This window comes from Rhodospirillaceae bacterium, assembly GCA_002746255.1.
Lineage (GTDB): Bacteria > Pseudomonadota > Alphaproteobacteria.
This window is the reverse complement of the sequence record NVWO01000013.1, coordinates 20611-46806: the sequence shown is the minus strand read 5'-3', so window position 1 is coordinate 46806 and position 26196 is coordinate 20611. Positions and strand designations below refer to the sequence as shown.

General features: G+C 56.5%; 25 protein-coding genes. 15 read left to right on the top strand and 10 right to left on the bottom strand.

Annotation, left to right across the window (positions count from 1 at the left end):
* Positions 1–381, bottom strand: a 381-nt coding sequence (locus COA65_07880) for a histidine kinase (GenBank protein ID PCJ58546.1), incomplete at its 3' end; no start/stop codon positions are given.
* Positions 382–725: 344 nt separating this feature from the next.
* On the opposite strand from COA65_07880, the gene COA65_07875 reads away from it, so the two are divergent.
* From COA65_07875 to COA65_07860, 4 genes are read left to right on the top strand one after another with little or no spacing between them, the layout of a single operon-like run.
* Positions 726–1631, top strand: a complete 906-nt coding sequence (locus COA65_07875; GenBank protein ID PCJ58552.1) for a 3-hydroxyacyl-CoA dehydrogenase — start codon at positions 726–728, stop codon at positions 1629–1631.
* An 8-nt stretch (positions 1632–1639) separates the two neighbouring features.
* Complete coding sequence (gene galU, locus COA65_07870; GenBank protein PCJ58551.1) at positions 1640–2515, top strand: UTP--glucose-1-phosphate uridylyltransferase; 876 nt, start codon at positions 1640–1642, stop codon at positions 2513–2515.
* A gap of 51 nt (positions 2516–2566) precedes the next feature.
* Entirely contained in the window at positions 2567–3892 is a 1326-nt protein-coding gene (locus COA65_07865) for a UDP-glucose 6-dehydrogenase (protein PCJ58545.1), read from the top strand.
* A complete protein-coding gene (locus COA65_07860) occupies positions 3889–5301 on the top strand; it encodes a phosphomannomutase (protein ID PCJ58544.1) in 1413 nt (470 codons plus the stop codon). Before COA65_07865 ends, COA65_07860 begins: the two co-directional genes overlap by 4 nt.
* A 15-nt stretch (positions 5302–5316) precedes the next feature.
* Here the strand turns inward: COA65_07860 and COA65_07855 are convergent, their stop codons facing one another.
* A complete protein-coding gene (locus COA65_07855) occupies positions 5317–6441 on the bottom strand; it encodes a D-alanyl-D-alanine carboxypeptidase (protein PCJ58543.1) in 1125 nt (374 codons plus the stop codon).
* A gap of 192 nt (positions 6442–6633) precedes the next feature.
* Here COA65_07855 and COA65_07850 point away from each other — a divergent pair, with 192 nt between their 5' ends.
* Both COA65_07850 and clpA read left to right on the top strand, forming a co-directional pair.
* On the top strand, positions 6634–6960 hold the full coding sequence (locus COA65_07850; GenBank protein PCJ58550.1) for an ATP-dependent Clp protease adapter ClpS: 327 nt from the start codon (positions 6634–6636) through the stop codon (positions 6958–6960).
* 3 nt (positions 6961–6963) lie between these two features.
* Complete coding sequence (gene clpA, locus COA65_07845) at positions 6964–9261, top strand: ATP-dependent Clp protease ATP-binding subunit ClpA (protein PCJ58542.1); 2298 nt, start codon at positions 6964–6966, stop codon at positions 9259–9261.
* A 49-nt stretch (positions 9262–9310) separates the two neighbouring features.
* Here the strand turns inward: clpA and COA65_07840 are convergent, their stop codons facing one another.
* Positions 9311–9790, bottom strand: a complete 480-nt coding sequence (locus tag COA65_07840; protein PCJ58541.1) for a hypothetical protein — start codon at positions 9788–9790, stop codon at positions 9311–9313.
* A 137-nt stretch (positions 9791–9927) separates the two neighbouring features.
* Positions 9928–13605, bottom strand: a complete 3678-nt coding sequence (locus COA65_07835) for a ribonucleoside-diphosphate reductase, adenosylcobalamin-dependent (GenBank protein PCJ58540.1) — start codon at positions 13603–13605, stop codon at positions 9928–9930.
* 354 nt (positions 13606–13959) lie between these two features.
* On the opposite strand from COA65_07835, the gene COA65_07830 reads away from it, so the two are divergent.
* From COA65_07830 to COA65_07815, 4 genes are all read left to right on the top strand, one after another.
* Positions 13960–14313, top strand: a complete 354-nt coding sequence (locus COA65_07830) for an NADH:ubiquinone oxidoreductase subunit NDUFA12 (protein ID PCJ58539.1) — start codon at positions 13960–13962, stop codon at positions 14311–14313.
* A 67-nt stretch (positions 14314–14380) separates the two neighbouring features.
* A complete protein-coding gene (locus COA65_07825; protein ID PCJ58538.1) occupies positions 14381–14839 on the top strand; it encodes an outer membrane lipid asymmetry maintenance protein MlaD in 459 nt (152 codons plus the stop codon).
* A 64-nt stretch (positions 14840–14903) separates the two neighbouring features.
* Positions 14904–15359, top strand: coding sequence for an outer membrane lipid asymmetry maintenance protein MlaD (locus COA65_07820; protein ID PCJ58537.1), 456 nt, complete (start codon positions 14904–14906; stop codon positions 15357–15359).
* Positions 15360–15376: 17 nt separating this feature from the next.
* On the top strand, positions 15377–15766 hold the full coding sequence (locus tag COA65_07815; protein PCJ58536.1) for a glycosyl hydrolase family 5: 390 nt from the start codon (positions 15377–15379) through the stop codon (positions 15764–15766).
* Between the two features lie 26 nt (positions 15767–15792).
* On the opposite strand, the gene COA65_07810 is transcribed toward COA65_07815, so the two are convergent.
* From COA65_07810 to aroQ, 4 genes are read right to left on the bottom strand one after another with little or no spacing between them, the layout of a single operon-like run.
* Positions 15793–16407: a leucyl/phenylalanyl-tRNA--protein transferase gene (locus COA65_07810; GenBank protein ID PCJ58535.1), complete on the bottom strand. Its 615-nt coding sequence runs from the start codon at positions 16405–16407 to the stop codon at positions 15793–15795.
* A gap of 32 nt (positions 16408–16439) precedes the next feature.
* Entirely contained in the window at positions 16440–17783 is a 1344-nt protein-coding gene (accC, locus tag COA65_07805; protein ID PCJ58534.1) for an acetyl-CoA carboxylase biotin carboxylase subunit, read from the bottom strand.
* Between the two features lie 9 nt (positions 17784–17792).
* Entirely contained in the window at positions 17793–18233 is a 441-nt protein-coding gene (locus COA65_07800; protein ID PCJ58533.1) for an acetyl-CoA carboxylase biotin carboxyl carrier protein subunit, read from the bottom strand.
* The gene (gene aroQ, locus COA65_07795) at positions 18223–18672 is read right to left on the bottom strand and encodes a type II 3-dehydroquinate dehydratase (protein ID PCJ58549.1); all 450 of its coding nucleotides are present in this window, start codon (positions 18670–18672) and stop codon (positions 18223–18225) included. The genes COA65_07800 and aroQ overlap by 11 nt, the downstream gene beginning before the upstream one ends.
* Before the next feature lie 166 nt (positions 18673–18838).
* Between aroQ and thiS the strand changes: the two genes are divergently transcribed.
* The 4 genes from thiS (at position 18839) to COA65_07775 (ending at position 22228) form a co-directional block, all read left to right on the top strand.
* Positions 18839–19861 (top strand): thiamine biosynthesis protein ThiS, encoded by a 1023-nt coding sequence (gene thiS / locus COA65_07790; protein PCJ58532.1) that lies wholly within the window; start codon positions 18839–18841, stop codon positions 19859–19861.
* Positions 19862–20028: 167 nt separating this feature from the next.
* Positions 20029–20538, top strand: a complete 510-nt coding sequence (locus tag COA65_07785; GenBank protein ID PCJ58531.1) for a hypothetical protein — start codon at positions 20029–20031, stop codon at positions 20536–20538.
* Positions 20539–20554: 16 nt separating this feature from the next.
* Complete coding sequence (locus COA65_07780) at positions 20555–20992, top strand: hypothetical protein (GenBank protein ID PCJ58530.1); 438 nt, start codon at positions 20555–20557, stop codon at positions 20990–20992.
* Between the two features lie 93 nt (positions 20993–21085).
* Positions 21086–22228, top strand: coding sequence for an ornithine decarboxylase (locus COA65_07775; protein ID PCJ58529.1), 1143 nt, complete (start codon positions 21086–21088; stop codon positions 22226–22228).
* Between the two features lie 6 nt (positions 22229–22234).
* Here COA65_07775 and COA65_07770 read toward each other — a convergent pair whose 3' ends face one another.
* Entirely contained in the window at positions 22235–23062 is an 828-nt protein-coding gene (locus COA65_07770; protein PCJ58528.1) for a hypothetical protein, read from the bottom strand.
* Positions 23063–23076: 14 nt separating this feature from the next.
* A complete protein-coding gene (locus tag COA65_07765) occupies positions 23077–24447 on the bottom strand; it encodes a peptidase (GenBank protein PCJ58527.1) in 1371 nt (456 codons plus the stop codon).
* On the opposite strand from COA65_07765, the gene COA65_07760 reads away from it, so the two are divergent.
* The gene (locus COA65_07760; GenBank protein ID PCJ58526.1) at positions 24428–26158 is read left to right on the top strand and encodes a hypothetical protein; all 1731 of its coding nucleotides are present in this window, start codon (positions 24428–24430) and stop codon (positions 26156–26158) included. The genes COA65_07765 and COA65_07760 overlap by 20 nt on opposite strands.
* The last annotated feature ends 38 nt before the right edge of the window (positions 26159–26196 follow it).

Genomic DNA, 26196 nt, shown 5'->3' with positions numbered 1-26196 from the left:
GTCCAGGGTCTCATCGCCGATCTGGATATGCGTCTGATGGGGCAGGTTTTTGGGATCGCCCAGCAGCTTGCGCTGATGCGATGGGTCTTTATGAAAAATGTCGATGCACTGGCCAAGCAGATCGTCGGCCTTGACCGGCAGCAAATGTTCCAGGGTTTTGAGAGTGTCGATACTGGTCTGGTTGATGTAATTAATCTTGAGATCAATCGGATCGCAGGTCATGACGTTGATCGGCATGGTGTCGATCATCTGGCGGAAATTTGAAAGCTGCTGTGCAAGAGCTTCGTATGTTTGCTTGCTGTTTGTTACGGTCGCCGATTCTTGCTCATCTATCGGTGTTTCGACTTCCTCTACCACCGCTTCTTGCGTATTCGTCTTCATGGCTGCTGATCCTTCTCGATGCGATTCCTTAGATTCTGCGGTCATTACGGTCCGGCGGTGTCTCTTCCTGGCGTTCTTCCAGCATCACAAAACACGTAATGGTTGAATGGTGCTGTCACTATCTCGCGTTAATCCTTAATACGCCATTAATTTAGCGTGTATTTTTATAAGAACACTAACGTATAAATTGTATAGAGACGTTTCGTAGTCCGGGGCGGCGGTTGCGGCGGCAAATTGTCTGCAAATACCGCCCTAGGACTTGACAGCATCGAGCCACGCGAACATGAAGGTCTGGCTTAGATGAAGAAGGAATGGGGGAAGGGAAAATGACGGAAGGAAAAGGCATGCTTGCGGGCAAGGTTGCGTTGGTGACCGGAGCTGGTGGCGGCATCGGTCGGGAGATTGCTCTGCGTATGGGGGCATCTGGCGCGCGTGTCGTCGTCAACGATATCGGGGCCAGTTTATCCGGTGAAGGTGCCAGCCTTTCCCCTGCCGAGGCCGTTGTGAAAACCATCTGTGCCGGCGGTGGCGAGGCGGTTGCCAATAGCGACAGCGTGGCAGAGGCAGCAGGCGCCGAACGGATGGTGCAAACCGCGATCGATGCCTTTGGGCGGATCGATTGCGTGGTCAACAATGCCGGAATTCTCAGGGACGGCATTTTTCACAAGATGACGGAAGCGGACTGGCGAGCGGTCATTGATGTCCATTTAAACGGGGCCTTTCTGGTTTCCCGCGCGGCGGCACCTCATTTTCGCAAGCAGGAAGGCGGCAGCTACGTCCACATGACCTCAACCTCGGGTCTCATCGGTAACTTTGGCCAGGCGAATTATTCGGCTGCGAAATTGGGGGTTGCTGCACTTTCAAAGTCGATTGCCCTTGATATGGCGCGCTACAACGTGCGTTCGAATTGCATTGCGCCCTTTGCCTGGAGCCGCATGATCAGTTCGATTCCAACCGATACGCCAGAGCAGAAGGCGCGGGTTGATAAGCTGAAGCAGATGACCCCGGAAAAGATTGCGCCGATGGCCGTTTTTCTAGCGAGCGATGCGGCCAAGGAGGTGACCGGGCAGGTTTTTGCGGTCCGCAGGAACGAAATTTTTCTGATGAGCCAGCCGCGACCGCTTGCAAAGGTTCATTGTGGCGAAGGCTGGACCCCGGAGGGGATTGCCGATGAATTGCTGCCGGCGTTTCGCGACTCCTTTTATCCGCTGGATCGGTCGGCGGATATTTTCCACTGGGACCCGATCTAAGGATGCCGATGCAATCCATTCGTAAAGTGGTATTTCCGGTTGCCGGACTTGGGACGCGATTCCTGCCGGCGACGAAAGCCGTTCCGAAAGAAATGTTTCCGGTCGTTGACCGGCCGCTAATCCAATATGCGCTTGAGGAAGCGCGTGCATCCGGGATCGAGGAATTTATTTTCGTGACGGCCCCGGGGAAAGAAGCAATCGAGGCGCATTTCCGCCCCGACCCGGAGTTAAGCCATGCGCTGGAGACTCAAGGGAAATCCGACGCCCGTGACGCGGTGACGGCCTATCTTCCGGACTCAAGCCGGGTTCATTTTATCTTGCAGACGGAACCCCTGGGCCTTGGCCATGCGGTCTGGTGCGCGCGTGACCTGGTGGGGGATGAGCCATTTGCCGTTGTCCTTGCGGACGACCTGGTTCAGTCGCAGACGCCATGTCTGAAACAGTTGCTGGATGTTTACGAAGAGAAAGGGGGCAACGTCGTTGCCGTCATGGACGTCCCACGTGAAGAAACGCGAAATTACGGCATCTTGAAGGTGGGGGAAGACGACGGTCGTCTGGCGGAAGTCCAGGGCCTGGTTGAAAAGCCAGACCCTGCGCAAGCGCCCTCGACCCTTTCCATCATCGGGCGGTACGTTCTGCAACCAGCAATTTTCGATCTTCTGGCAGAACAGCGGCGTGGCGCCGGGAAAGAGATTCAACTGACAGATGCCATGGCGCGGATGATCGGGCAGACGCCCTTTCACGGCCTTCGTTTTGAAGGCCACCGCTTCGATTGTGGCAATCGTCTCGGTTTTCTGGAGGCAAATTTAGCTTACGCACTGGCGCGGAAAGAATTCTGCGAAAGCGCGCGCGCCATGCTCGAAGGCTATGTTAAAAAGGACTAGCCTTTATTTCCACATGCGACCGGCAAAGGGTCGGTCTTCAGAAAGAACCTTATGAAAATTGCGATGATCGGCTCCGGCTATGTAGGCCTCGTTTCCGGCGCCTGTTTTTCCGAGTTTGGCATGCACGTCACCTGTGTCGATCAGGATGCGGAAAAAGTTGAGGGCTTGCGCCGCGCGGAAATTCCAATTTACGAACCTGGCCTGAACGCGCTTGTTGAGAAAAACATGAAAGCGGGCCGCCTTTCCTTTACGACGGACCTTGCTGCTGCCGTTCGCGATGCGGATGCTGTTTTTATCGCCGTCGGCACGCCAAGTCGCCATGGTGACGGCTATGCGGATTTAAGCTTCGTGCGGGCCGCTGCTGAGGAAATCGCAGGCGCGTTGCAGGGCTACACCGTTGTTGCCATGAAATCGACGGTGCCGGTCGGCACGACCAGGGAAATTCAGGATTTGCTCCGCAAACTTGCACCCGATTGCGAAATCGATGTCGTATCAAATCCGGAATTTTTGCGGGAAGGCTCGGCGCTAAATGATTTTATGCGTCCGGACCGGGTTGTGATCGGGGCGGCATCGGAACGTGCGCGTGAAGTCATGCGCCGTATTTACCACCCGCTTTATCTTCTTGAAACGCCCATTCACTTTACAAGCCAGCAGACGGCGGAACTTACGAAGTACAGCGCGAATGGCTTTCTGGCGATGAAAATCACTTTCATTAACGAGATTGCCGACCTTTGCGAAAAGGTGGGTGCCGACGTTCATGACGTGGCGCGCGGCATTGGTTTTGACGGTCGCATCGGGTCGAAGTTTTTACATGCCGGGCCGGGCTATGGCGGCTCCTGCTTTCCAAAGGACACGCGCGCCCTGGTCGAAACGGCAAAGCGTGCCGGTTTATCCCTTCGCCTGATCGAAGCGGTCATCGAGGTCAACACGGCGCGCAAGAAGCAGATGACCGAACGTATTCTGGCCGCGATCGGGTCGGACCCGGATGGCAGGACGGTGGCTATTTTAGGCCTTACGTTTAAGCCGAATACGGATGACATGCGCGAAAGTCCAAGCCTCGATATTGTGCCTGGACTTGAAGCAGCGGGCGTCAAGGTGCGTGCGTTTGATCCGGAGGGCATGGGAGAAGCAAGAAAGCTTCTAAAAAGCGTAACCTATTGCGAAGATTCCTACGAGGCGATGACGGGTGCGGACGTTCTCGTTCTTTTGACGGAGTGGAACGCGTTTCGCAGCCTCGACCTTGTGCGCATGAAGCAGCTTTTGCGTCGCCCGGTCATTGTTGACCTGCGCAACGTTTACAATCCATCCGAGATGCGGGCTGCCGGGTTTGACTATCGCGCCATTGGCCGGCCAATGGCGGACGAGGCTTCCTCATGACGATGACACACCGTTTCGATCCGACCATTCTGCGTGAATACGATATTCGCGGCATTGTTGGAAAAACGCTGACCGAGGCCGATGCCAGGGCGCTTGGGCTTAGCTTTGGCACCCTATTGGCCCGGTCCGGGGGTACGAAGGTCATGGTTGGCTATGACGGGCGGCTAAGTTCTCCCTCTCTGGAAAAGGCCCTTGTTGAGGGGCTGGTGGCGACGGGGATGACGGTCCATCGCGTCGGTCTTGGGCCGACGCCAATGCTCTATTTCGCGGTCCGGACCCGGGGGGGCGATGGCGGAATCATGATCACCGGTTCGCACAACCCGCCGGATCAGAACGGCTTTAAGATGATGCTGCGTGAGGCGGGTTTCTATGGAGACGATATCCAGGGATTGCAGGCCTTGGCCGGGAAGGGCGATTTTGCGGTGGGCGAGGGGAGCGTTGTTGAAGAACCCGTCTTTGACGCCTATGTCGAACGGCTGTTTGCGGATTATCACGGTGCGCGTAAATTAAAAATTGCCTGGGACGCAGGCAATGGTTCGGCGGGCGAGGCAATGGCGGCGTTGACGGCGAAGCTTCCCGGAACGCACTTCCTGTTGAACGCAAAGATAGACGGCACCTTTCCTGCCCACCATCCGGACCCGACGGTCGAGGAAAACCTTTTGCAGCTTCGCCAGAAAGTTCTTGAGGAAGGTTGCGATCTTGGCATCGGCCTGGATGGCGACGGCGACCGCATAGGCGTCCTTGATGGCAAGGGTCGCATCCTCTGGGGGGATCAATTGCTGGCGATTTACGCGAAGGAGGTTCTTTTGGAACATCCCGGTGCGCCAATCATCGCTGACGTAAAGGCAAGCCGGGTTCTTTTTGACGAAATCGCGAAGGCGGGTGGAAAGCCGCTGATGTGGCGGACCGGGCATTCCCTGATCAAGTCGAAGATGGTTGAAATGAAGGCACCATTGGCCGGTGAAATGAGCGGCCATATTTTCTTTGCCGATCATTATTTTGGTTTTGACGATGCGCTTTATGCTGCCGTGCGGCTTCTTGACATCGTTGGCCGTTCCGAAAAAAGTCTGGCGGAGATGCGGGACGATTTACCCCAATTGGCGAACACGCCGGAAATTCGCCTGGCCTGTCCGGAGGAACGCAAATTTAAAGTGCTGGAAGAGGTAAAAACCCGCCTCGAACAGCGGCCCCCGGTGGCCGGTGTCACGCTTTGCGACATTGACGGCGTGCGTGTCGAGAGGCCGGAAGGCTGGTGGCTGCTTCGCGCCTCAAATACCCAGGCGGTGCTGGTTGTTCGAGTCGAGGCGACGGATGAAGAAGGGCTGGAACGCCTGAAGGCAGAACTTGCGGCCGAACTGCGTGCAAGCGGGATTGAACTGCCGGCGATTTCGTTCGGGGCTTCTTCCTGACGCCGTTGCGTTTCTTTAGGATTTTGTCCAGGCACGTTCGACCTGCCCTGCCTGGAAGGGCGAAACAATGTCACAGGCGATACCCTGCAGCTTTAGATGATCGCAGGCCTTGCGTGCAAGGGGTTCGCGGATGCCGGTGAAACGGGCACGGTAGAAGACGCCTTTTGCGTCACGCACCGGCGAGATGGAAAGAACGGCGCGATGCAGCAGGCCCGGGACGCGCCGGGCCGCGCCGGAAGCAACCAGATGCGCCGTGGCAAGGCGTGCGACTTTGCCCACGCGGATTTCCCAGCTTCGTTCGATGGCGGCAGCCGTCTGAAAGGCCTGGTCAAAAAGTATGCGCATCCGCTTTTCCCTGGCGACGGGTGATTTTTCGCCGAGCACAATGCCAATAAAACGATGTTTGCCGCGGCGGACAGACGCGGCCAAATTGTAACCAGAGGCCCGCACATAGCCGGTCTTTATTCCGTCGGCGCCGGGATAGCTGTCCAGAAGCCCATTGCGGTTGCGGTAGGTCCGGTTGCGGAAACGAAATTTCTGAACTGTGAAATAGGGCGTGTATTCCGGAAAATCCCGGAAGAGCGCGTGGGCAAGCAGGGCAAGGTCGCGGGCCGTGCTGACCTGGTCGCGCTTGTGCAGGCCCGAAGCATTACGAAATTGCGTATTTTTCATGCCTAGGCGCTTTGCCGTTTCGTTCATGCGTTCGACAAAGCCGGCTTCGCTTTCAGCGACCGCTTCCGCCAGGACAACAGCGGCATCGTTTGCCGATTTTGTTACCAGAGCAAGGATAGCCTGTTCGGTGGTGATCCGTTCTCCCTTGCGCAGGCCCAGGCGTGAGGGGCGCTGCCGGGCGGCGTGGGCGGAGGTTTTCAGGCGCGTCTGGGGAAGGAAGGCTTGCTCTCTTAACCCCTTGAAGGTGAGGTAGAGGGTCATCATCTTTGCAAGTGAGGCCGGGGGGGAAGCCTGGTCAATGGCGTGACTATGAAGGATGGTGCCCGTGTCGGCATCAAGAACGATCGCCGCCGTTTCGCCCGCCCAGGCCTGCCCCAGGCTCGCTTGCGAGAGACCCGCCTGTGACAGGCATAGGCTGGCGAACAGGGTGAGGCTCGCAATGCGGCATTTTTTGAGGAAGCTGGGCATGCCTGTTTTTGGCCACTCCAGGGGGTTGGCAATCAATAAGCAAGGGTGGCGGAGTAGGCTTAATTTTTGCTTAAATTACAGCACCCATACTGATCCTTGGTTCCGGTTTGTATGGCCTGCGAAAAGGTAATAACATGCAATATCATTACGTTAGCCCGTGAAAAAACAGGGCTGCGCACCATCGGTGAGGCCATGACGACGAATTTTCCTCAAAACAACAGCCATGAAGCCCCCGGCAGCGACGTCAAGGCACGGCCCAAGGCGAAACGGCCATCTATGTATAAGGTTTTGATGATAAACGATAATTATACGCCGATGGAATTCGTCATCCACATTCTGGAAGGCTTTTTTAACAAGGAGCGGGGCGAAGCGACCCAGATCATGTTGCAGGTCCACCAGCGTGGCGTTGGCATTTGCGGCGTCTTCACGCGCGAGGTTGCCGAGACGAAGGTGCAGCAGGTTGTCGATTTTGCACGGGAGCACCAGCACCCCTTGCAATGCACTTTTGAGAAGGAATAAGCGGTGCTTTCCAGAAAACTCGAACAAAGCCTGCATCGGGCACTGGCCTTTGCCAATGAGCGCAGCCATGAATTTGCAACGCTGGAGCATTTGCTGCTGGCATTGACCGAGGACCGTGATTCGGTGGCGGTTTTGCGTGCCTGCGGCGTTGATCTTGAGCGGCTTCGGCGCGATCTCATCGACTACCTCGACAACGATCTGGCTTTTCTGACCCGCGAGAACGGCGGCGATCCAAAACCGACGGCGGCTTTTCAACGGGTGCTTCAACGTGCGGCCATCCACGTTCAGTCGGCGGGCCGTGAGGAAGTGACCGGCGCCAATGTGCTGGTTTCGATGTTTGCCGAGCGGGAATCTCACGCGATCTATTTTCTAAAAGAGCAGAGCATGTCGCGTCTCGATGCTGTGAACTACATCTCACACGGCATTGCAAAAGTTTCCGAGCATACGGAAACGCGCACAATTCGCGGCGTTGAGGAAGACGACGACGAGGTCGTTAAGGCCAGCTTCGAGGCGCTGGAATCCTACTGCATCAATTTGAATGCAAAGGCACGTGCTGGCAAGGTGGATCCCTTGATCGGTCGCGAATCGGAGGTGGCTCGTACGATTCAAATTCTCTGCCGGCGCAGGAAGAACAACCCGCTTTATGTCGGCGACCCAGGGGTGGGCAAGACGGCGATCGCCGAGGGCCTCGCCCTTCGGATTGTGACGGGCGATGTTCCGGAAGTTCTCCAGAACAAGACAATTTATGCTCTGGACATGGGTGCGATGCTTGCAGGCACGCGCTATCGCGGGGATTTCGAGGAACGCCTTAAGGGGGTGCTTGCCGAGCTGGACTCGATTCCGGGCGCCATTCTGTTTATTGACGAGATCCATACGGTGATCGGTGCCGGTGCGACCAGTAGCGGCGCTATGGATGCCTCGAATTTGTTGAAGCCGGCGCTGTCCAGCAGCAATTTTCGTTGCATCGGCTCGACGACCTATCGGGAATACCGGACTTATTTCGAGAAAGACCGTGCGCTTGTTCGCCGCTTCCAGAAAATAGATATAAACGAGCCATCGGTAGAGGACACGATCAAGATTCTTCGCGGCCTGAAACCTCATTACGAAGAACATCATCAGGTGCGCTATACGGCAGAGGCGATTCGTGCCGCAGTTGAACTTTCGTCGCGCCATATTTCGGACCGGAACCTTCCGGACAAGGCAATTGACGTCATTGACGAGGCGGGTGCGTCGCAGATGCTTTTGCCTGCAAACAAGCGGCGCAAGAAGATCACCGTGAAGGACATCGAAAAAATCATTGCCGTGATGGCACGGATTCCGGCGAAATCCGTCACGAAGGATGACAGGGAATCCCTTCGCAATCTCGCGCGTGATCTCAAGACGATGGTCTATGGGCAGGACAAGGCGATTGCTGCTTTGGCAAGCTCGGTCAAGCTGGCGCGTTCCGGCTTGCGCGAGGTGGAAAAACCGATTGGGTGCTACCTCTTCTCTGGCCCGACGGGCGTCGGCAAGACGGAAGTGGCGCGCCAGTTGGCTTTGATACTGGGTATCGAGCTGGTGCGTTTCGACATGTCGGAATATATGGAACGGCACACAGTCTCGCGCCTGCTTGGGGCGCCGCCGGGTTATGTCGGCTTCGATCAAGGCGGGCTGTTGACGGATGCCATCGACCGGCATCCCCATGCGGTATTGCTGTTGGATGAAATTGAAAAGGCGCATCCCGACCTTTCCAACCTTCTGTTGCAGGTTATGGATCATGGCAGGCTTACGGATCACAACGGCAAGACAATTGATTTCCGGAATGTGATTTTGATTATGACGACGAATGCAGGTGCCGCGGAAATGGAGAAAAACGCGGTCGGCTTTGAGAGGGCAAAACGGGAAGGTGAGGATCAAGAAGCGATCAAACGCCTGTTCACGCCGGAATTTCGCAATCGCCTGGACGCGACGATTGGCTTTGCCAGCCTTACGCCGGAGGTGATGGCGAAGGTCGTCGACAAATTTGTCATGCAACTGGAAGCGCAGCTTGCGGATCGTGGGGTTACGATTGCGCTGACGGAAGCGGCGCGCGCCTGGCTGGCGAAAAAGGGGTATGACGAACAATACGGTGCCCGTCCGCTTGCCCGCGTCATTCAGGAGAAGGTGAAAAAGGCGCTCTCGGAGGAGCTTCTTTTTGGATGTCTCGAAAAGGGCGGCCATGTGCGGATCGACGTTCGGGACGAAAAGCTCACCTTTGTCTATCCAGAAGGCAAGGACGCTGGAAAAGAGACTCGCAAGGCCGATTCCGAACTCGTCGATTAAGGCGATCCATTGCCAAAAGGCAGGGCGTCTGGGCAGGGCATCTGGATCGTCAGGCGATTTCGAAGATGGCTTCGATTTCAACGGGTGAATTTTTCGGCAGCGAATTTACCCCGACGACGAAGCGGGCGTGTTGTCCAATGGCCTTTCCAAAGGTCTGGGCAAGCACATCCGAGGCATGGTCCATGACGGGTGAAAGTTCGGCATAACCTGGGGCGACGTTTAGAAAACCGCCAAGGCGTACGCACCGTTTTACACGGGCAAGGTCGCCTCCGCACGCCGCCTTTATTTGTGCGATCACGTTGAGAACGGCGACCCGTGCAGCTTGGCGGGCTTCGACCAGGCCAAGGTCTTCGCCGATTTTACCCTCGAACTGCATCACGCCTTCCCAGATCGCGATTTGTCCGGAAATGAAGACAAGCCCGCTGGCCTCAACAAAAGGCAGGTAATGGGCGAGGGGAGCTGCCGTGTCTGGCAATTTGATGCGTAGCGCGTCCAAACGCTCGTCCGGTGTTTCTGGAATATTGGCCATGTTCTGCTCCTTTGCATTGGGCCAGCAGGATAGACGGTTCCAAAAAGCCGGTCTAGAAAAACGCTTGGAAAAAAGGAGGGGTGCGTAACGCTGCACCCCTCAAGTCTTCAGGGAGGAAGACGAATTTGTAAATTACATCAACTGCATCCGCTTGTTGCCCCGCAGGTGTTGCATTTGAGGCAGGTTCCGTTACGGACCAGCGTGAAATTTCCACAATCCCCGCAGGCGTCGCCTTCATAGCCCTGAAGCCGGGCCTGGACGAAGGCGGTGGTTTCTACAGCTATTGCCGTTTGTGTCGCGGTCACCGTCGCTGTGGAAGGCGCTGTGGAAGGCGCTGTGGCAGGCGCGGCGCTGGCCTGCGTCGTCTGTGCCGGCGCGGCCTTTGCGCTGCGGCCGCCTTTCAGGACATAGAGATTCTTGCGTACATAGCCGCGGCTTGTGACCCGGGCGACGGCAGGGGTCACCTGGCCTGTTTCTTTGTTCGAGGTCAGATTGCCTTCTGTATCACCAATGCCAAGGCTGTCCGGCAGCAGGTCCTCCGGGCTTGCATGGCCAAGGTCATTGCGGCTGAGATAAGAGACGGCTAACTCGCGGAATACATAATCCAGGATCGAGGTTGCCATTTTAATGACGTCGTTGCCTTCGACGGGGCCGGACGGGTCGAACCGCGTAAAGGTGAAGGCCTCGACATATTCCTCCAGTGGCACGCCATATTGCAGGCCGATCGAGATGGCGATTGCGAAATTGTTCATCAGGCTGCGGAAGGCCGCACCTTCCTTGTGCATGTCGAGGAAGATTTCGCCAAGGGTGCCATCTTCATATTCGCCGGTTCTCAGATAAATCTTATGACCGCCGACCAGTGCTTTTTGCGTGTATCCCTTGCGCCGATGGGGAAGGCGGTCCCGTTTTGCACGGGACGTGACAAGTTGTTCTGCCAGGATGGCAGCCTGTTTTTGCGCCGGCGCGGTGACGACTTTTTCGACCCAGCTTTCCGCCTTCTCGTCGTCTTCCTCGTCGATGCCTTCTAAGGTGGCGGCGTTCAGGGGCTGGGAAAGTTTTGACCCATCGCGATAAAGCGCGTTTGCCTTTATGCCCAACTGCCAGGAGAGGGAATAGGCATCCTTGCAGTCTTCGACGCTTGCCTGGTTTGGCATGTTGATCGTTTTCGAAATTGCACCCGAAATAAACGGTTGGGATGCCGCCATCATTCGAATGTGGCTTTCGACGGACAGGCAGCGTTGGCCGATGCGCCCGCATGGCGACGCGCAGTCAAAGACGTCGAGATGGGCTTCTTTCAGCTTCGGCGCGCCTTCTAACGTCATGGCGCCACAGCAATAGACATTGGCGGCCTCGATTTCTTTGCGGTTGAAACCCATGGCCGGAAGCAGATCGAAGGACGGGTCGTTCAATTGCTTTTCGCTAAAGCCAAGGGCGTTGCGGCAGAAGAGTTCGCCAAGCGTCCATTTGTTGAAGGCGAATTTGATGTCAAACGTGCTGGGCAGCGTCTTTTCCAGATTGGCCAGGACGCCTTCCGTAAAGCCTTTGGCGCGCAGCGTATCGAAATTGATCCCCGGCGCATTCTGGAGCGTTCCGTGGCCGGTGGCGTAGCGCACAATCTTTTCGATTGTTGCGTCGTCATAGCCGAGGGTGCTGAGCGCTGTCGGTACCGTACGGTTGATGATCTTGAAATAGCCGCCACCAGCCAGCTTCTTGAACTTGACGATGGCAAAATCCGGCTCGATCCCGGTCGTGTCGCAATCCATGACGAGACCAATTGTCCCCGTAGGGGCGACGACACTGACCTGCGCGTTGCGGTAGCCATATTGCTGGCCGACCTCAAGCGCGCGGTCCCATGTCGCACGCGCCGCTTCGACAAGCGCCGCTTCTGGGCAGTCTTCTATTTTCAGGGGGACGGGCGTGATGCTGAGCGCCTCATAGCCCTCGGCTTCGCCATAGGCCGCCCGGCGGTGGTTGCGGATAACCCGAAGCATTTCTTCCGAGTTTTTGGCGAATTGGGGGAAGGCGCCAAGTTTAGAGGCCATTTCAGCGGAGGTCGCATAGGCTTCGCCGGTCAGGATCGCACTGATGGCAGCGCAAAGCGCCCGACCCCGCTCGCTGGCATAGGAAATGCCATTGGCCATCAGAAGGCCGCCGAGATTCGCATAGCCAAGACCAAGGGTGCGGTATTCGTAGGAAAGCTGCGCGATTTCCTTGGAAGGGAACTGCGCCATGAGAACGGATATTTCAAGCGTGACGGTCCATAGCCGCACGGCGTGGGCAAAAGAATCGATGTCGAAATCGCCCCCTTCCATGTGGAAGGCGAGAAGGTTGATCGACGCCAGGTTGCATGCCGTATTGTCCAGGAACATGTATTCCGAACACGGGTTGGAGGCGTTGATCCGACCGCCGCTCGGGCAGGTGTGCCATTCATTGATCGTCGTATCGAACTGCACGCCTGGATCGGCGCAGGACCACGCGGCGTTGGCGATTTGCTCCCAAAGGTCGCGGGCGCGAAGCGTTTTGTGGCGATTGCCATCCGTCCGTCGGATGAGGTGCCATTCGCCATCGGCAAGCACCTGTTCCATGAAGGCGTTTGTGAGGCGTACGGAATTGTTCGAATTCTGCCCTGACACGGTGGCATAGGCATCGGACTGCCAATCCGTATCATAGGTCTCGAACTCAATTTCCGAATAGCCCTGTTTGGCAAATTGGATAACGCGCTGGATATAATTATCCGGAATCAGGGCTTTGCGTGCTTCGCGAATGGCGTCGCGCAGGCGCTTGTTCTCTTTTGGGTCGAAACACGTGTTGTCGGTGTCCGGCGCGTCCGGGTCCAGGTGGCAGGCGCGAATGATCGCGTTCAGGTTACGGTTGCAAAGTTTCGATCCGGCGACAAGCGCGGCAACTTTTTGCTCTTCCTTCACCTTCCAGTTGATGTAGGCCTCGATGTCCGGGTGATCGATATCGACCGTCACCATCTTGGCAGCCCGGCGGGTCGTGCCGCCGGACTTGATAGCGCCAGCCGCCCGGTCGCCGATCTTGAGGAAGCTCATCAGACCAGAGGAATTGCCGCCCCCGGACAACGATTCCGACTCACCGCGCAGTTTCGAGAAATTGCTGCCTGTACCGGAGCCGTATTTGAAGAGCCGTGCTTCGCGGACCCAGAGATCCATGATGCCGCCTTCGTTCACAAGGTCGTCTGCGACGCCTTGAATGAAGCAGGCATGGGGCTGGGGATGTTCGTATGCCGAGGCCGAAGCGGTCAGCTCACCATTTTCGAAATCGACGTAGTAATGGCCCTGGGCAGGGCCGTCGATGCCATAGGCCCAGTGCAGGCCGGTGTTGAACCATTGCGGCGAATTCGGTGCCCCCATCTGGGTGCAGAGCATGTAGCGCATTTCGTCGAAATAGGCGTGTGCGTCGGCTTCCGACGAAAAATAGCCACCTTTCCATCCCCAATATGTCCAGGTTCCGGCCAGCCGGTCGATGACCTGACAAACGCTGGTCTCGCCGCTATAGCGTTGGGATTTGGGAAGGTGCTTTAAGGCGTCGCTGTCGGCTTCGTGTCGCCACAGCCATTTGGGAACGTCCGTTTCCGGTATCGCTTTTCGCTGTGTCGGCACCCCGGCCTTGCGAAAATATTTCTGGGCGAGGACGTCACAGGCAACTTGCGACCAGCTTTCCGGCATCTCGACGTTATCGAGATGAAAGACGATGGAACCATCTGGATTGCGAATTTCACTCGTCGTTTTGCAAAAGGTTATCCCCTCATATGGTGAGGCACCCTCGGTCGTATAACGGCGTGAAATTCGCATGTTTCCCCCAAGCTTTTATGAGGAGGGCGTAAATTTCTATGTCCGGCTTATTTTAGAACGAGCCCCCCAATGTTTACAGAAATTAACCAGATGTTGTGTGGAAGGCAATGCCAAACACAAAATATTGCATAAGCGGCTGACTTTTTTAGCAAAATACTTCCGTCGGTGCGTCCATAGCATGTCTGGGGACGTGTCCGACCGGGGTCGTGGCTGGGCACTTCCCTGGCGGTGCCAGTAGCTCGGCCAGATGGGAAAGGGAGAGGGCTAGACGCCGGGGGGGGGCGGATGCGATACATACCGTTCGTTTCGGCCTTTTTCGATGTTTCGTTTTCGTAGCTGTGGATTTTTGTTTCCATGACGTTTGGAACTTGGCTTCTTACGATTTTTCGCGGTCGCTTTGTCGGTGCCGATGAGTTGGGCAATCGCTATTATCGTGCGCGCAGGCGCGGCGATATGCGGCGCGAGCAGCGTTGGGTGGTTTACAGGGGAGAAACGGAAGCATCGAAGGTGCCGCCGATGTGGCACGCATGGCTCTGTCATACAATCGCCGAACCGCCCTTCGACAAGGTCCCGACGCGGGCATCTTGGCGCAAGGAGCACTTAGCGAATTTGACAGGTACATCAAAGGCATATAGGCCATCCGGGGCGATCGAGACGGCCGTGCCGAAGTCGCAGACGCAGCGTTACGAGGCATGGCGACCAAACTGACGACGCGAACCCGGAAAAATCGTGGGCAGACGAAATAAAAGGCCAGGAAAACAGAGGGCAGGACTTCATGCAAAGAAACATGGTCGAAACGGTGATGGGCGGTGTGGTGCTGATCGTAGCCGCGCTGTTCCTGACATTTGCGTACAATTACACGGGCGCGGGTGCGGGCGCGAGCGACCGTTACGAATTATGGGGCCAGTTTGACCGGGTGGATGGCCTGCAGCTGGGCTCGGACGTCAAGATCGGCGGCATCACGGTCGGCACGGTGCTTGAACAGACCCTCGATATGGAAGGCTATCTTGCTACGGTTCGCTGGAACGTCGATGCGGACGTAAAGCTGACGACAGACACCGTTGCTGAAATCGCTTCCGACGGGCTGATTGGCGGGAAATATCTGGCGCTTGTTCCGGGTGGCGAGGACAGCTATCTCGAACCGGGTGGCGAGATCGAATTCACGCAGCCGCCGGTTGATCTTTTGGAATTGCTGGGGAAGATGCTGCTCGACCGGGCGACGGAAGACAAATAGGGTGCGTCGCTTGCCGTTTCCGATGGCAGCGGACGTTGAAGAAAAAATGAGAGGGATTGGGTAGATGCGAAGGAATATGATTGAAACGGTGATGGGCGGTGTCGTGCTGATCGTCGCGGGGTTCTTTCTTTTCTTCGCGTACACCTCGGCGGGTATTCAGGGCCAGGCGGACGGCAAGGAATATTGGGGAAAGTTCCATAATATCGGCAGTCTTCAGGTGGGTGCCGATGTCAAAATAGCCGGCATCAAGGTGGGTTCGGTTGTGAAGCAGGAGCTTAGCAGCCGGGATTTACTCCCCGTTGTTTATATCCGCGTGTCACCACAGATCAAGCTCACCAAGGACGCGATGGCGAAAGTCGTCTCCGAGGGGCTTCTTGGCGGCACCTATCTTTCCCTGGAGCAGGGCAAGGCGGAAGCCATCATTTTGACCGATGGTGAAATCAAGAGAACGGAAGGCCCCTTCGGCCTTGAACAAATCATTGGCGAGTTCATCTTCAGCAAACCGGAAGCGGAAGAGTAGGGCTGCCGGCCGTTTCCATGGGGTGGTTGTCCAATCCATCGTTCCGGCTTCGGCGGGCCTGTTTGGTGCTGCTTCCTCTTCTTTTGGCATCGAACGCGGCTGAGGCTGCAAGCGGCGTCCTGTTGCAAGGGCTGGACAAGATTACGGCGCGCGTTTCGACGGTCGAAGCACCGATGAACAAAACGGTGCGTTTCGGATCGCTTGAAATCACCGCTTTGGCTTGCGATCGGCGTCCGCCGGAGGAGTTGCCGGAAAGTGCAGCCTATCTCGTCATTCGCGATATCCGCCCTGACACAGGGCCGGTAAATATTTTCCGGGGTTGGATGTTTGCTTCCAGCCCCGCCCTCTCGGCGCTGGAGCATCCCGTCTACGACATCTGGGTGTTGGACTGCCTGAACGATCGCTAACCGGCTTCCGGCTAACCGGATTCCGGCTAGCTGGTCTTGTTTGCCGTTTCGGAATGAAAACAACCATCTTTCTTCAGGGCCTCGGCGAGGCGTGTGTGAAATTCGTCGCGGGAGATCTCCACGGCCCCGAACTGGCTTAGGTGATCCGTAACGAATTGAATATCCAGCAGCGTAAAGCCGCCTTCGCGAAGACGTTCGACAAGTCGGACAAGCGCGATTTTGCTTGCGTCGGGTTCCTTGCTGAACATGCTTTCCCCGAAAAAGACGCCGCCAAGAGCCACCCCGTAAAGCCCGCCGACAAGCCGGTTTCCTTGCCAACACTCGACGCTATGGGCGTGGTGTTGGCGATGCAGGGCACAATAAACCCCGATGATCGTATTGTTGATCCAGCTGTCCGATCGTTCCGGCGTGGGTTCCGCGCAGGCTCGTATAACCGTTTCGAAAGCCATGTTGAAGGTGACGCGAAAGGGACAGTTTTTCAGGGTCCGTTGCAATCGCTTTGGAATGTGGAAATGGTCAAGCGGCAGGATGCCGCGTTGCTCCGGGTCGACCCAGAAGATATTTTTGGAATCCCGGTCTTCCGCCATTGGGAAAATCCCGGCGGCGTATGTACGAAGCAGCAATTCCGGGCGAAGGTCCATGGGTTGCTTTTCGTGTGTGGGTAAAGGGCTGTCTAATCCTTACGTTCGACGAAGCGTTCGAGCCAATGAATGTCGTAATCTCCGTTTACAAAGTCTTTTTCGGCAATCAGGCGCTTGAAAAGCGGGATTGTCGTATCGATGCCATCAATGACGTATTCGTTCAGGGTGCGGCGCAGTCGCATGAGTGCTTCGTTGCGAGTGCGACCGTGAACAATTAGCTTGGCGATCATGCTGTCGTAATAAGACGGGACCGTATAGCCGGCATAGAGGGCGGAATCCACGCGCACGCCCAGCCCGCCCGGCGTGTGGTAGTCCGTGATGCGTCCAGGCGAAGGGGCGAAGGTTTCTGCGTTCTCGGCTGTAATCCGGCATTCAATGGCATGCCCCTGAAGGTGGATGTCCTTCTGGCTGTAGCCAAGCGGAGCGCCGGTGGCAATGCGGATCTGTTCGCGCACGAGATCGACGCCGGAAATCATTTCCGTAACCGGGTGTTCAACCTGGAGACGAGTATTCATCTCCATAAAATAGAAGACCCCGTCCGCATATAGGAATTCCAGTGTGCCGACGCTGCGATACCCAAGTTTGGCAACGGCCGCCGTCACCATGGCGCCGATTTTTGTACGCTGATCGGCGTTCAGCGAGGGGGAGGGGGCTTCTTCCAGCAGTTTTTGATGTCGCCGCTGAATGGAACAGTCGCGTTCGCCGAAATGCACAACCTCGCCATGCATGTCGGCAAGAATCTGAATTTCGATATGGCGTGGCCGGGCGAGATATTTTTCAAGATAGACCGCGCCGTTCTTGAAATAACTTTCGGCTTCTGCGCGTGCCGTCGATAGGGCGAGGCGAAGATCCTGGGCCGAGGCAGCAACCCGCATGCCGCGTCCACCGCCGCCATGGGCTGCCTTGACAAGGACGGGGTAGCCGATGTCGTCGGCGATGCGCATCGCATCCTCGACGTTCTCAATTGCTTCCTCGGAGCCGGGGATAACGGGAACGCCAAGGTCGCGCATAATGGCTTTTGCCGTGAGCTTGTCGCCCATGATCCGAATGTGATCGGCGGTCGGCCCGATAAACGTAAAGCCGTGTTCTTCGACGAGCTCCGCAAAATTCGAGTTTTCCGACAGAAAGCCATAGCCTGGGTGAATGGCGGTGGCGTCCGTCAGCGCCGCTGCCGAAAGAATTGCCGCCACGTTTAGATAGCTGGCTTGCGCCGGCGGGTTGCCGATGCATACGCTTTCATCCGCAAGGCGCACATGCATTGCGTCGGCATCTGCCGTCGAATGCACTGCAACGGTCTGTATGCCCATTTCGTGACAGGCACGATGGATGCGAAGCGCGATTTCGCCGCGATTGGCGATCAGGACTTTTTCAAACATAGGCAGTAGCTATTCAAGCAACATTAGAACTTCGCCAAACTCAACAGGTTGGCCGCTTTTGATAAGGATCTGCATAACCTTGCCGGCGCGTGGCGCGCGAATTTGATTAAACGTTTTCATTGCTTCGATGAGAAGCAGTGTTTCGCCTTCTTTTACGACATCGCCGATATTGACAAAATTCTGCGATCCCGGTTCGGGTGCCAGAAAGGCGGTGCCAACGATTGGCGATTTTACAGCGCCGGGGTGGGCAGCAAGATCGTTTGTTTCGGGTTCCTCGCCGGCGGTTGTGCTTTCAGCGACAGTTTTTGCCGCTTTTCCGCCGCCACGCGCGACCCGGACATGCCACTCGGTGGTGCCGTATTCAAGCTCTGTCAGCCCGTGCGTGTCGAGAAGTTCGACAAGTTCCTGAACAAGATCGTGGTTGACCGGGTGTTTGTTTTTATGACGCATCTGAATCCAAAATCCTTGCCATTGCCTGCAACGCCAGCACATAACCATGTCCACCAAAACCACAGATCAGACCATGCGCTGCCGGCGCGACGTAAGAGTGATGGCGAAACGGTTCGCGGCGGAAGATGTTTGACAAATGCACTTCGATTACAGGCTGTTTGTAGAATTGAAGCGCATCGAGGATAGCAACCGACGTGTGGGTGAAGGCACCTGCATTGAGAATGATGCCGACATATTCATTGCGTGCCTCCTGAATCCAGGTGACAAGATCGGCTTCTGCGTTCGTTTGCCGAAACGCGACCGTAAGACCCAGTCCAGAAGCTGCCTTTTCAGAGGCAGCTTGAATGTTGGCCAAGGTCTCCGTCCCATATACTTCCGGCTCCCGTTCTCCCAAGAGGTTGAGATTCGGGCCGTTGAGGATCAGGATAGGAGAGGGCATCGGGGCACCTTCCACGTTTCCGCTCTCATGTTTGGGGGTTATAGCATGCAGGCCGAAAGGTGCAATGCTTTCCGATGGTTGGGGTGGGATTGCGGCTGTCTGCATGCCGCACCATGTTTGTTGAAAGGTAAGGAATGTTGCCGAAAAATGGAGGAAGGGTCGATTGATGAACGCAGGAACGCCCGTGCGAATAACGGTAAACGGCCAGGATCACTCCTTTGATTCGCCGTTGAACCTGGTCGCTGCTCTTGCGCAGCTTGGCATTGATTGCCGCAAAGTGGCGGTTGAGCGCAACCTCCAGGTTGTGCCCCGTTCGGCCTATGAGGAAACGCTTGTCGCCGATGGGGATCGGCTGGAAATTGTCCATTTTATAGGCGGCGGCATGGACGATGCGGCACCGCCGGTTGCACGGGCCAAAGGTAGTGGCTCGTTTGAGGTTGCGGGCCGCAGTTTTACATCGCGGCTTCTTGTTGGCACTGGAAAATACCGGGACTTTGAGGAAACAGCGGCTGCCATTGAAGCGTCTGGGGCTGAAATCGTTACGGTTGCCGTTCGTCGCGTCAACCTTTCGGACACCGCCTCGCCACGGCTTGTCGATTATGTGGACCCGAAGAAATACACATATCTTCCGAATACGGCCGGCTGTTATACGGCGGAAGAGGCTGTGCGCACGCTTCGTCTTGCGCGCGAAGCGGGCGGGTGGAAGATGGTGAAGCTGGAAGTGCTCGGCGACCGGAAAACGCTCTATCCCGATATGGTGGAAACCCTGGCTGCGGCTGAAATTCTGGTGAAGGAGGGCTTTTCGGTGCTCGCCTATTGCAGCGACGATCTGGTCATGGCGAAACGCCTGGAAGCGATCGGTTGCGCTGCCATCATGCCGTTGGCGGCGCCTATCGGTTCTGGCCTTGGCATCCAGAACCGCGTGAACATTCGCCTCATAGTCGAGGCTGTGCAACTTCCCGTGCTGGTGGACGCCGGTGTCGGCACGGCGTCCGATGCGGCGGTCGCCATGGAGCTGGGTTGCGCCGGCGTTCTGATGAACACTGCCATCGCCGAGGCCCAGGACCCCGTTTGCATGGCAAAAGCCATGCGGCTTGCCGTGGAATCCGGCCGTTTGGCTTATCTGGCCGGGCGTATGAAAAAAAAGTACTATGCGGACCCTTCTTCGCCGTTGGCTGGCCTTATCTGATCTGGGAGCGTCGTGTTCCTTGCCATTTTGGCCCGTCGCGGCCCATAATTTACTGATCTTTAAGGATGTGCTGCCCATAGTCTGAGCAGTTAACCTAGACTTTTAGGGATAGTCCGTCCGCATACGTTGGTATGCGAGTTGGGAAAAATGGGTGAAAAGGAGCTCGCATGACAGAAGTAGCGAATGTTACGGGAGCCTCCCCTGAGCCTGCGCGGCGATCGGGAAGAGAGCGTCGGCTTGTTCTTCGCCTGCTTGACTATTGGCGTGGGGTTGTGGGGGACCGCACCTACCCGTCGATGAGTGACATCCGTTCCGATGACATCACTGATATGTGGCCCTTCTGCTTTATTCTCGATGTTGATGATAACAAAGAGGATCCAATTTTACGCTACGTGGGTGAAGAGCTTGTCGCATGTTATGGCGCGCCTTGTGAGAATCTTCGTGTTTCCGAGCTTCGTAAAGACAGCCTTCTTGCCTGTGTAACCGCGTATGCCGGCGAAATTTTGCGCAAAGGTGTTCCGATTTCCTATGGCGATAGCTTTAAGGGCGAAGATGGGGAAGGCGTATTATGTCGCAGCATTCTGCTGCCGTTAAGCGACGACGACGAGACAATAAGCTTGATCCTTGGCGGGGCAAACTATCTGAAGAACCCGAAGCCAAATAGAATGAAAAACTGACCTTGGACTGTGTTGCATGATCGTTAGTTACGAAATTCATACCTTTGTAAAAGGCGAGTGGAAAATCGATTCGATTTTCGACAGCCGCGATCTTGCGTTGTCTGAAGCCCGGCGGATAGACGAAGGCACTCGCTATAGCGGCGTCCGCGTCGTCGAGGAAATTTTTGACGAAGGGGCTCAAACGGTGAATGCGCGGACCATCTTCCGCGGCAGTAAGGTTGCAAAAGAAAACGCGGAAGCTCTCGAACAGAGGAAACAGGTTCGCGCGCAAGTGCAGGCCAGAAACGCCAAGAAGAAGGTCGAGAAGGGGCATGCAGCAAAAAAAGCAGCCGTCAAAAAGAAGAAAAAGAGCTTCCAGGCAGCGATGGTGATGATCTTTTTCAAGACCATGGGCATCGTGGTGTTTGGCGTTGGGCTTATCCTTGGCATTCGTTACCTGGCAGATATGCTCTAAACCTGTCGCGGTAATGCGGGATTTTCCTTGGCATTCCAGGGTAATTTTATTACAACGCCGTTCCTGTTGCGTTGACTGGGGGCGGCACCCGTCATGTCCGATAAAATTTTCAGGTTCCTGAAGGAACAACGGCCGGACACGCCTTGCCTGGTGGTTGATCTGGACGTCGTTGCTGAGAAATATCGTGCGTTAGAGGGACTGCTTCCAAAAATAGGTATTTATTATGCGGTGAAGGCCAATCCGGCGCCGGCGATTTTATCGCGCCTGGTTACGCTTGGTGCCGGCTTCGATGCGGCCAGCATCCAGGAAATCAAAAGCGTCATGGATGCGGGGGGGGTGCCTGAACGCATTTCCTACGGCAGTACGATCAAGAAGCAATCGGAAATCGCCGCCGCCTACGCCCTTGGCATTCGCCTGTTTGCGTTTGATAGCCAGGCGGAACTTGAAAAGATCGCCGAGGCGGCGCCGGGCTCAAAGGTCTGTTGTCGAATATGGGTTTCGGATAGTGGCGCTGATTGGCCGCTTACCCGCAAATTTGGCTGCGCCTTCGACATGGCTTGCGACTTGATGCGCCAGGCCGGCGGCTTGGGGGTTGACCCATACGGTGTGATGTTTCATGTGGGGTCCCAACAGACAAGGCCTGAACAATGGGACGCGGCGATTGCAACCGCCAAGCGGCTATTTGAACGGCTGCGTGCGGATGGGATTTTTCTGAAGATGCTCAACCTTGGCGGTGGGTTGCCTGCCAACTACCGCGTGGAAATTCCGCCGATCGAAGCACATACGCAAAGGATCAAAGAATCCGTGGCCCGGCATTTTTCGGATTCGAATTCAAAAAACATGCCGGAGCTTATGATTGAACCTGGCCGTTATATCGTCGCGGAGGCCGGCATCATTCAAAGCGAAATTGTGCTGATTTCCAGAAAGGCGGCGCAGGATAAAATTCGCTGGGTCTATCTGGACATTGGGAAATTTGGAGGGCTTGCCGAAACAATGAACGAAGCCATCGAATATTCCTTTCATACGCCCCACGATGGCGAACCGGTCGGGCCGGTTATCCTTGCCGGGCCAACCTGCGATGGCGTCGATATTCTTTATGAAAAGGCGGCCTATTTTTTGCCGCTTGATCTGGCGATTGGGGATCGGGTCGAAATTTTTTCCACCGGGGCCTACACCACGACCTATGCGAGCGTCGGGTTTAACGGGCTGCCGCCGCTCAAAGCTTATTACATTTGATCCTTCTTAACGGTGGAAGGCGAGGTCGGCCAGATAACCGGCCATCGGCACCGGTGACGATTCCACCCCAAAGGCCACAAAGACGACGCGGACCTTCGTGAGGTGGTCCTCGGGCCAGAAGTTCTTATAGATTTTTTCAAGGTCAGCCGCTTCCAGCCACCATTGGTCACTGTCCGTCAGCCCGTTCCGGACAACAATGCAGGGGACCGAGCAGCCGGGAACAAAGCCAGCCCCGCTTGCCTTTGGCAAGGATGTGGTTGGAAGCTCGACCGGGCGCCAGTCGCCGCCCTGGGTGCGGGTGGCCGGCTGCCATTCCCAGATCAGATCGAGAAGCCGGTCGTGGGAAGGAATGCCCGGTGCGCGCCAGGGCGAAGCAGGTCTGCCGTCTTCCTCGCGGCTGCCGCCGTGAAAGGCAATGCGCAGCCGCATCGGATTTTTAGGGCGCGCCGTCGCGTCGGAGATATGTGGGCTCGAACCGTCGAGAGGCGTCGTTTCCAGATACCAGGACCAGCGCAAATACGGGCTGGCGATCAAGGCGATGTTGAGCCTCCGCCCAGAGAAGGTTTGTTCCGAAGTTGCGGTTATTTTTAAGGCGGGAATGCCTTCCTTCTCAGTGAAGGAAATCGTCTGACCGGCAGTCTTTGGGTCTGGAATCCAGTCGCCTGGCAGGCCAGCGTTGGCGAATGCCGGGGCCGGACTGGGAAGGCGGGGGGTTGATTCGCAGGCGACCAGAGCCATGGACAGGAGAAGGCCGAAAGAAAAAAATGGCAGCCCCAGGCGGGATAGGCCAAAAATTTTGATGTTTTGCAGGTGGCAGGGGCCGTTACCCCCCATGCCGACCGTATCGGCTAGGGGTGCAGGTTCGTGGTGATTTTGATGTCTTGTGCGCGAATCCAACCGGGGGATCCTTTCGGCATTTTTTTCTGGGCGCGGGTAGCCTGCTGGATTGCCGTCACCTTATCGCCGAGCCTTAGTGCTTTTTCGGCAAGCGCCAGGGCGCTCATTCCATAGGCTTTTTCGCGACCGTAGCCGATGGCAAGCAGCTGCCATATCTGGGGATTATCCCGCTCTTTCTCAATCGCGTAAAGGAGGTGTTCCATGGCGGGGTGGTTCTCTCTCGAATCCGGTATTTCCAGCTGCACATGGGCCAGACCCATCCGCAACAGGGCCGAGCTGGGGTCCAGGCGCACGGCGTTCTTGTAGGAAGGAAGCGATTCTTCAAGACGACCGTTTTCGAACAGCATCTGTCCGCGAAGCTCATGGAAATAAGCGTTGTCCGGTTCCAATTCGATCAGGCCATCGATAAGGGGCAGTGCCCGGTCGATTTCTTCCCGCCGGTAATAGGCGATGGAATGCGCATATCGGGCTTCCAGGCTGGTGTCGCTTTTCGGGTAATGCCTCATGACACGCCGGAAGGGTTGCATGAAGCCAATGAGCTTTGCCTGTATGCGGCGAAAGCTTTTCGTAATTTCGGGTGAGGGCTCGGTGCCGCCTGGATGCGTGTTGACATATTCGCGAACGAAGCTGACACGATCGCGCGTCAGGGGATGGGTTCGCAAATAGGGCGATTGCCGTCTCGAACTGAGAAGGTCCTGTTTTTCGAGAATTTCCAGGAATTCGAGAAATCCCGTTGCAGACTGATCGGTCTCTTCCAGGAAGCTGAGGCCAGCCTGATCTGCAGCCGCTTCCTGGCCACGGCTGAATTGCAGGAAGTTGCTGGTGGCGATGCCGGACCCGCCCGTAAGAATGGCCGACGTTGCCTGGCCATTGCCAGTCGCGATGCCGACGCCGATGCCCACGATGGCGGCGATAAGCGTCTGCATCGAAGCCCCGCGCAGGGCCTCCTGGCCGCGTATCAAGTGACCCCCTGCGATGTGGCCCGTTTCATGAGCGATCACGCCGATCACCTGGCTGGCATTTGCGGCTTCTATAAGTAGGCCGGTGTTTAGAAAGAGATGTTGGCCTGCGGCAACGAACGCGTTCAGGCGCGGGTTGGCGACGATGTGAATGCCAATGGCCGCCGGGTCCAGATCGGCTGCTTCGAACAGTGGCGTCGCGTAGTTGCGGATGATAGTTTCGATTTCCGCGTCGCGGATGAGGTTAATGCGTGTCTGCGCCAAGGCATCCTGAGGCCAAAAGCCGATAAGGATGAGACTCGCTGCGACGAGGCGGACAAAGTAGGAAAAACGGAAAAACAATATGCGAACTCCAACCCCCAATATGCAACCTAGGTACGCAGGCCGATGCCGTCAATATGGTGTTTTTTTCCTGCTTTTCAGCCTTTTAACGTTGGGGGCCTGCGAATTTGGCACCGGCGAGGTACCGGAATGGCTGGCTAACCTCGAAAAACCTAAGAAAACCTCGGTGGGCGGGGCTATATCGCGGCTATCCGTCGGCGAAGATGACCGCTTCTTCGGAGTCGTTGCCGTCGATGAGCCCCTTGCCGCACTGGCAGCAAGAAACGTGCTTGCAGCGGGGGGGACGGCTGCCGACGCTGCCGTCGCGCTCTATTTTTCCCTTTCCGTGACCTTTCCGGCGGCGGCCAGTCTTGGCGGCGGCGGTGTTTGCCTCGTGTATGACCCGCAAAATCAGGAGGTGGCGGTGCTGGACTTTCTCCAGTCTCTGCCCGTGACGGACACCGCACAGGCGGGTCTTGTTCCGGGCAATGTAGGTGGCATGGCGGCCCTGCATCAGCGGTTTCAAGGCAAGGCGTGGCGTGATCTGATTGCACCGGCAGAAAGCTACGCAAAAAAGGGCATCCGCGTTTCCAGAAGCCTCGCCAGGGCACTCGACCGGGAAAGTGGACACCTTATTTCGCACACGGAGACACGCCACCTTCTGGCAAATCACGAAGGAAGAATTCTGCGTGAGGGAAGCCGACTCTATCAGTTCGATCTCGCCAGCACCCTCAAGCACATAGGGGCATTGGGCCCCGAATCCTTTTATCGAGGGGCGATTTCCAAGAAACTGGTGAATGTTTCTGCAGTGCGGGGCGGTGTGCTTGATCACGCGCGGCTTGGTGCTTTTCGCGCGGCTTGGCGCTTGCCGCTCACAGTAAAGTTTGGCGAGAATAGCCTGTATACGGCGGGCAGCACCGGCGGTCGTGCCCTTGTCCGATTGTGGGAAATGCTAATCCAGGATGCGCGTTATCAGACGGCATCCGCTGAAGAAAGGCCGCATCTGCTGGCTGAAATCAGCATGCGCGCCTTTGCCGGTGCAAACACGAAAGGGGATCGGGAAGGCTGGATGGCGGATTACGATCCGAAAAGCCATGTGCCGGTTGAACGGCTTCCCTTCGCGCCGACCGCATTTCCAGACGATCCGGCAACAACGAGCTATGCGGTTGTCGACCGGAAGGGCCTTTCCGTCATCTGTTCCCATACGATGTATCGTCCTTTCGGCACCGGTGCCGTCGTTCCCGGTGTTGGTATCTTCTTTAGCGGGCCGATGGTGCTAGCCAATGATATTGCCCTGGCGCCTCTTCTGGTGATGCGCGATGTCGGCAAAGCACGGCTTCCGGAAAGAGGGGGCGAAGAAACTGGTTTTCTGGAAATGAAAGGAACGGACCCACTGGATTATGCGGAAGGGGCAGTGCAGCCTTACATCAACATGGACCCCGTCTTTCTCGCCGGGCCTTCCGGTGGGGCCGCGTCTGTGACGGCGATTGCAAAGGTAGCGGCCGAGGTGCTGCTCTTGGGACAGCCCCTTGTTGATGCCATGGCAGCACCGCGCATTCACCATGGCGGTTTGCCGGACATCGTTTCCGTTGAGGAGAAACCAGGCAGTGAGCAAATACAGGGTTTGCTGGAGCGGGATCACCGGGCAAAAGTGGTCGAACAGCTTGGCCATATAAATGCAATTTCCTGCATGCAGGGTGTTCGCCTGGGTCTGGAAAATTGCGAAGTCGTAAACGATCTACGCGGTTTTTAGCTTGGCCCTCGGGACAAGGGAGTAGGTCGCGTCACATG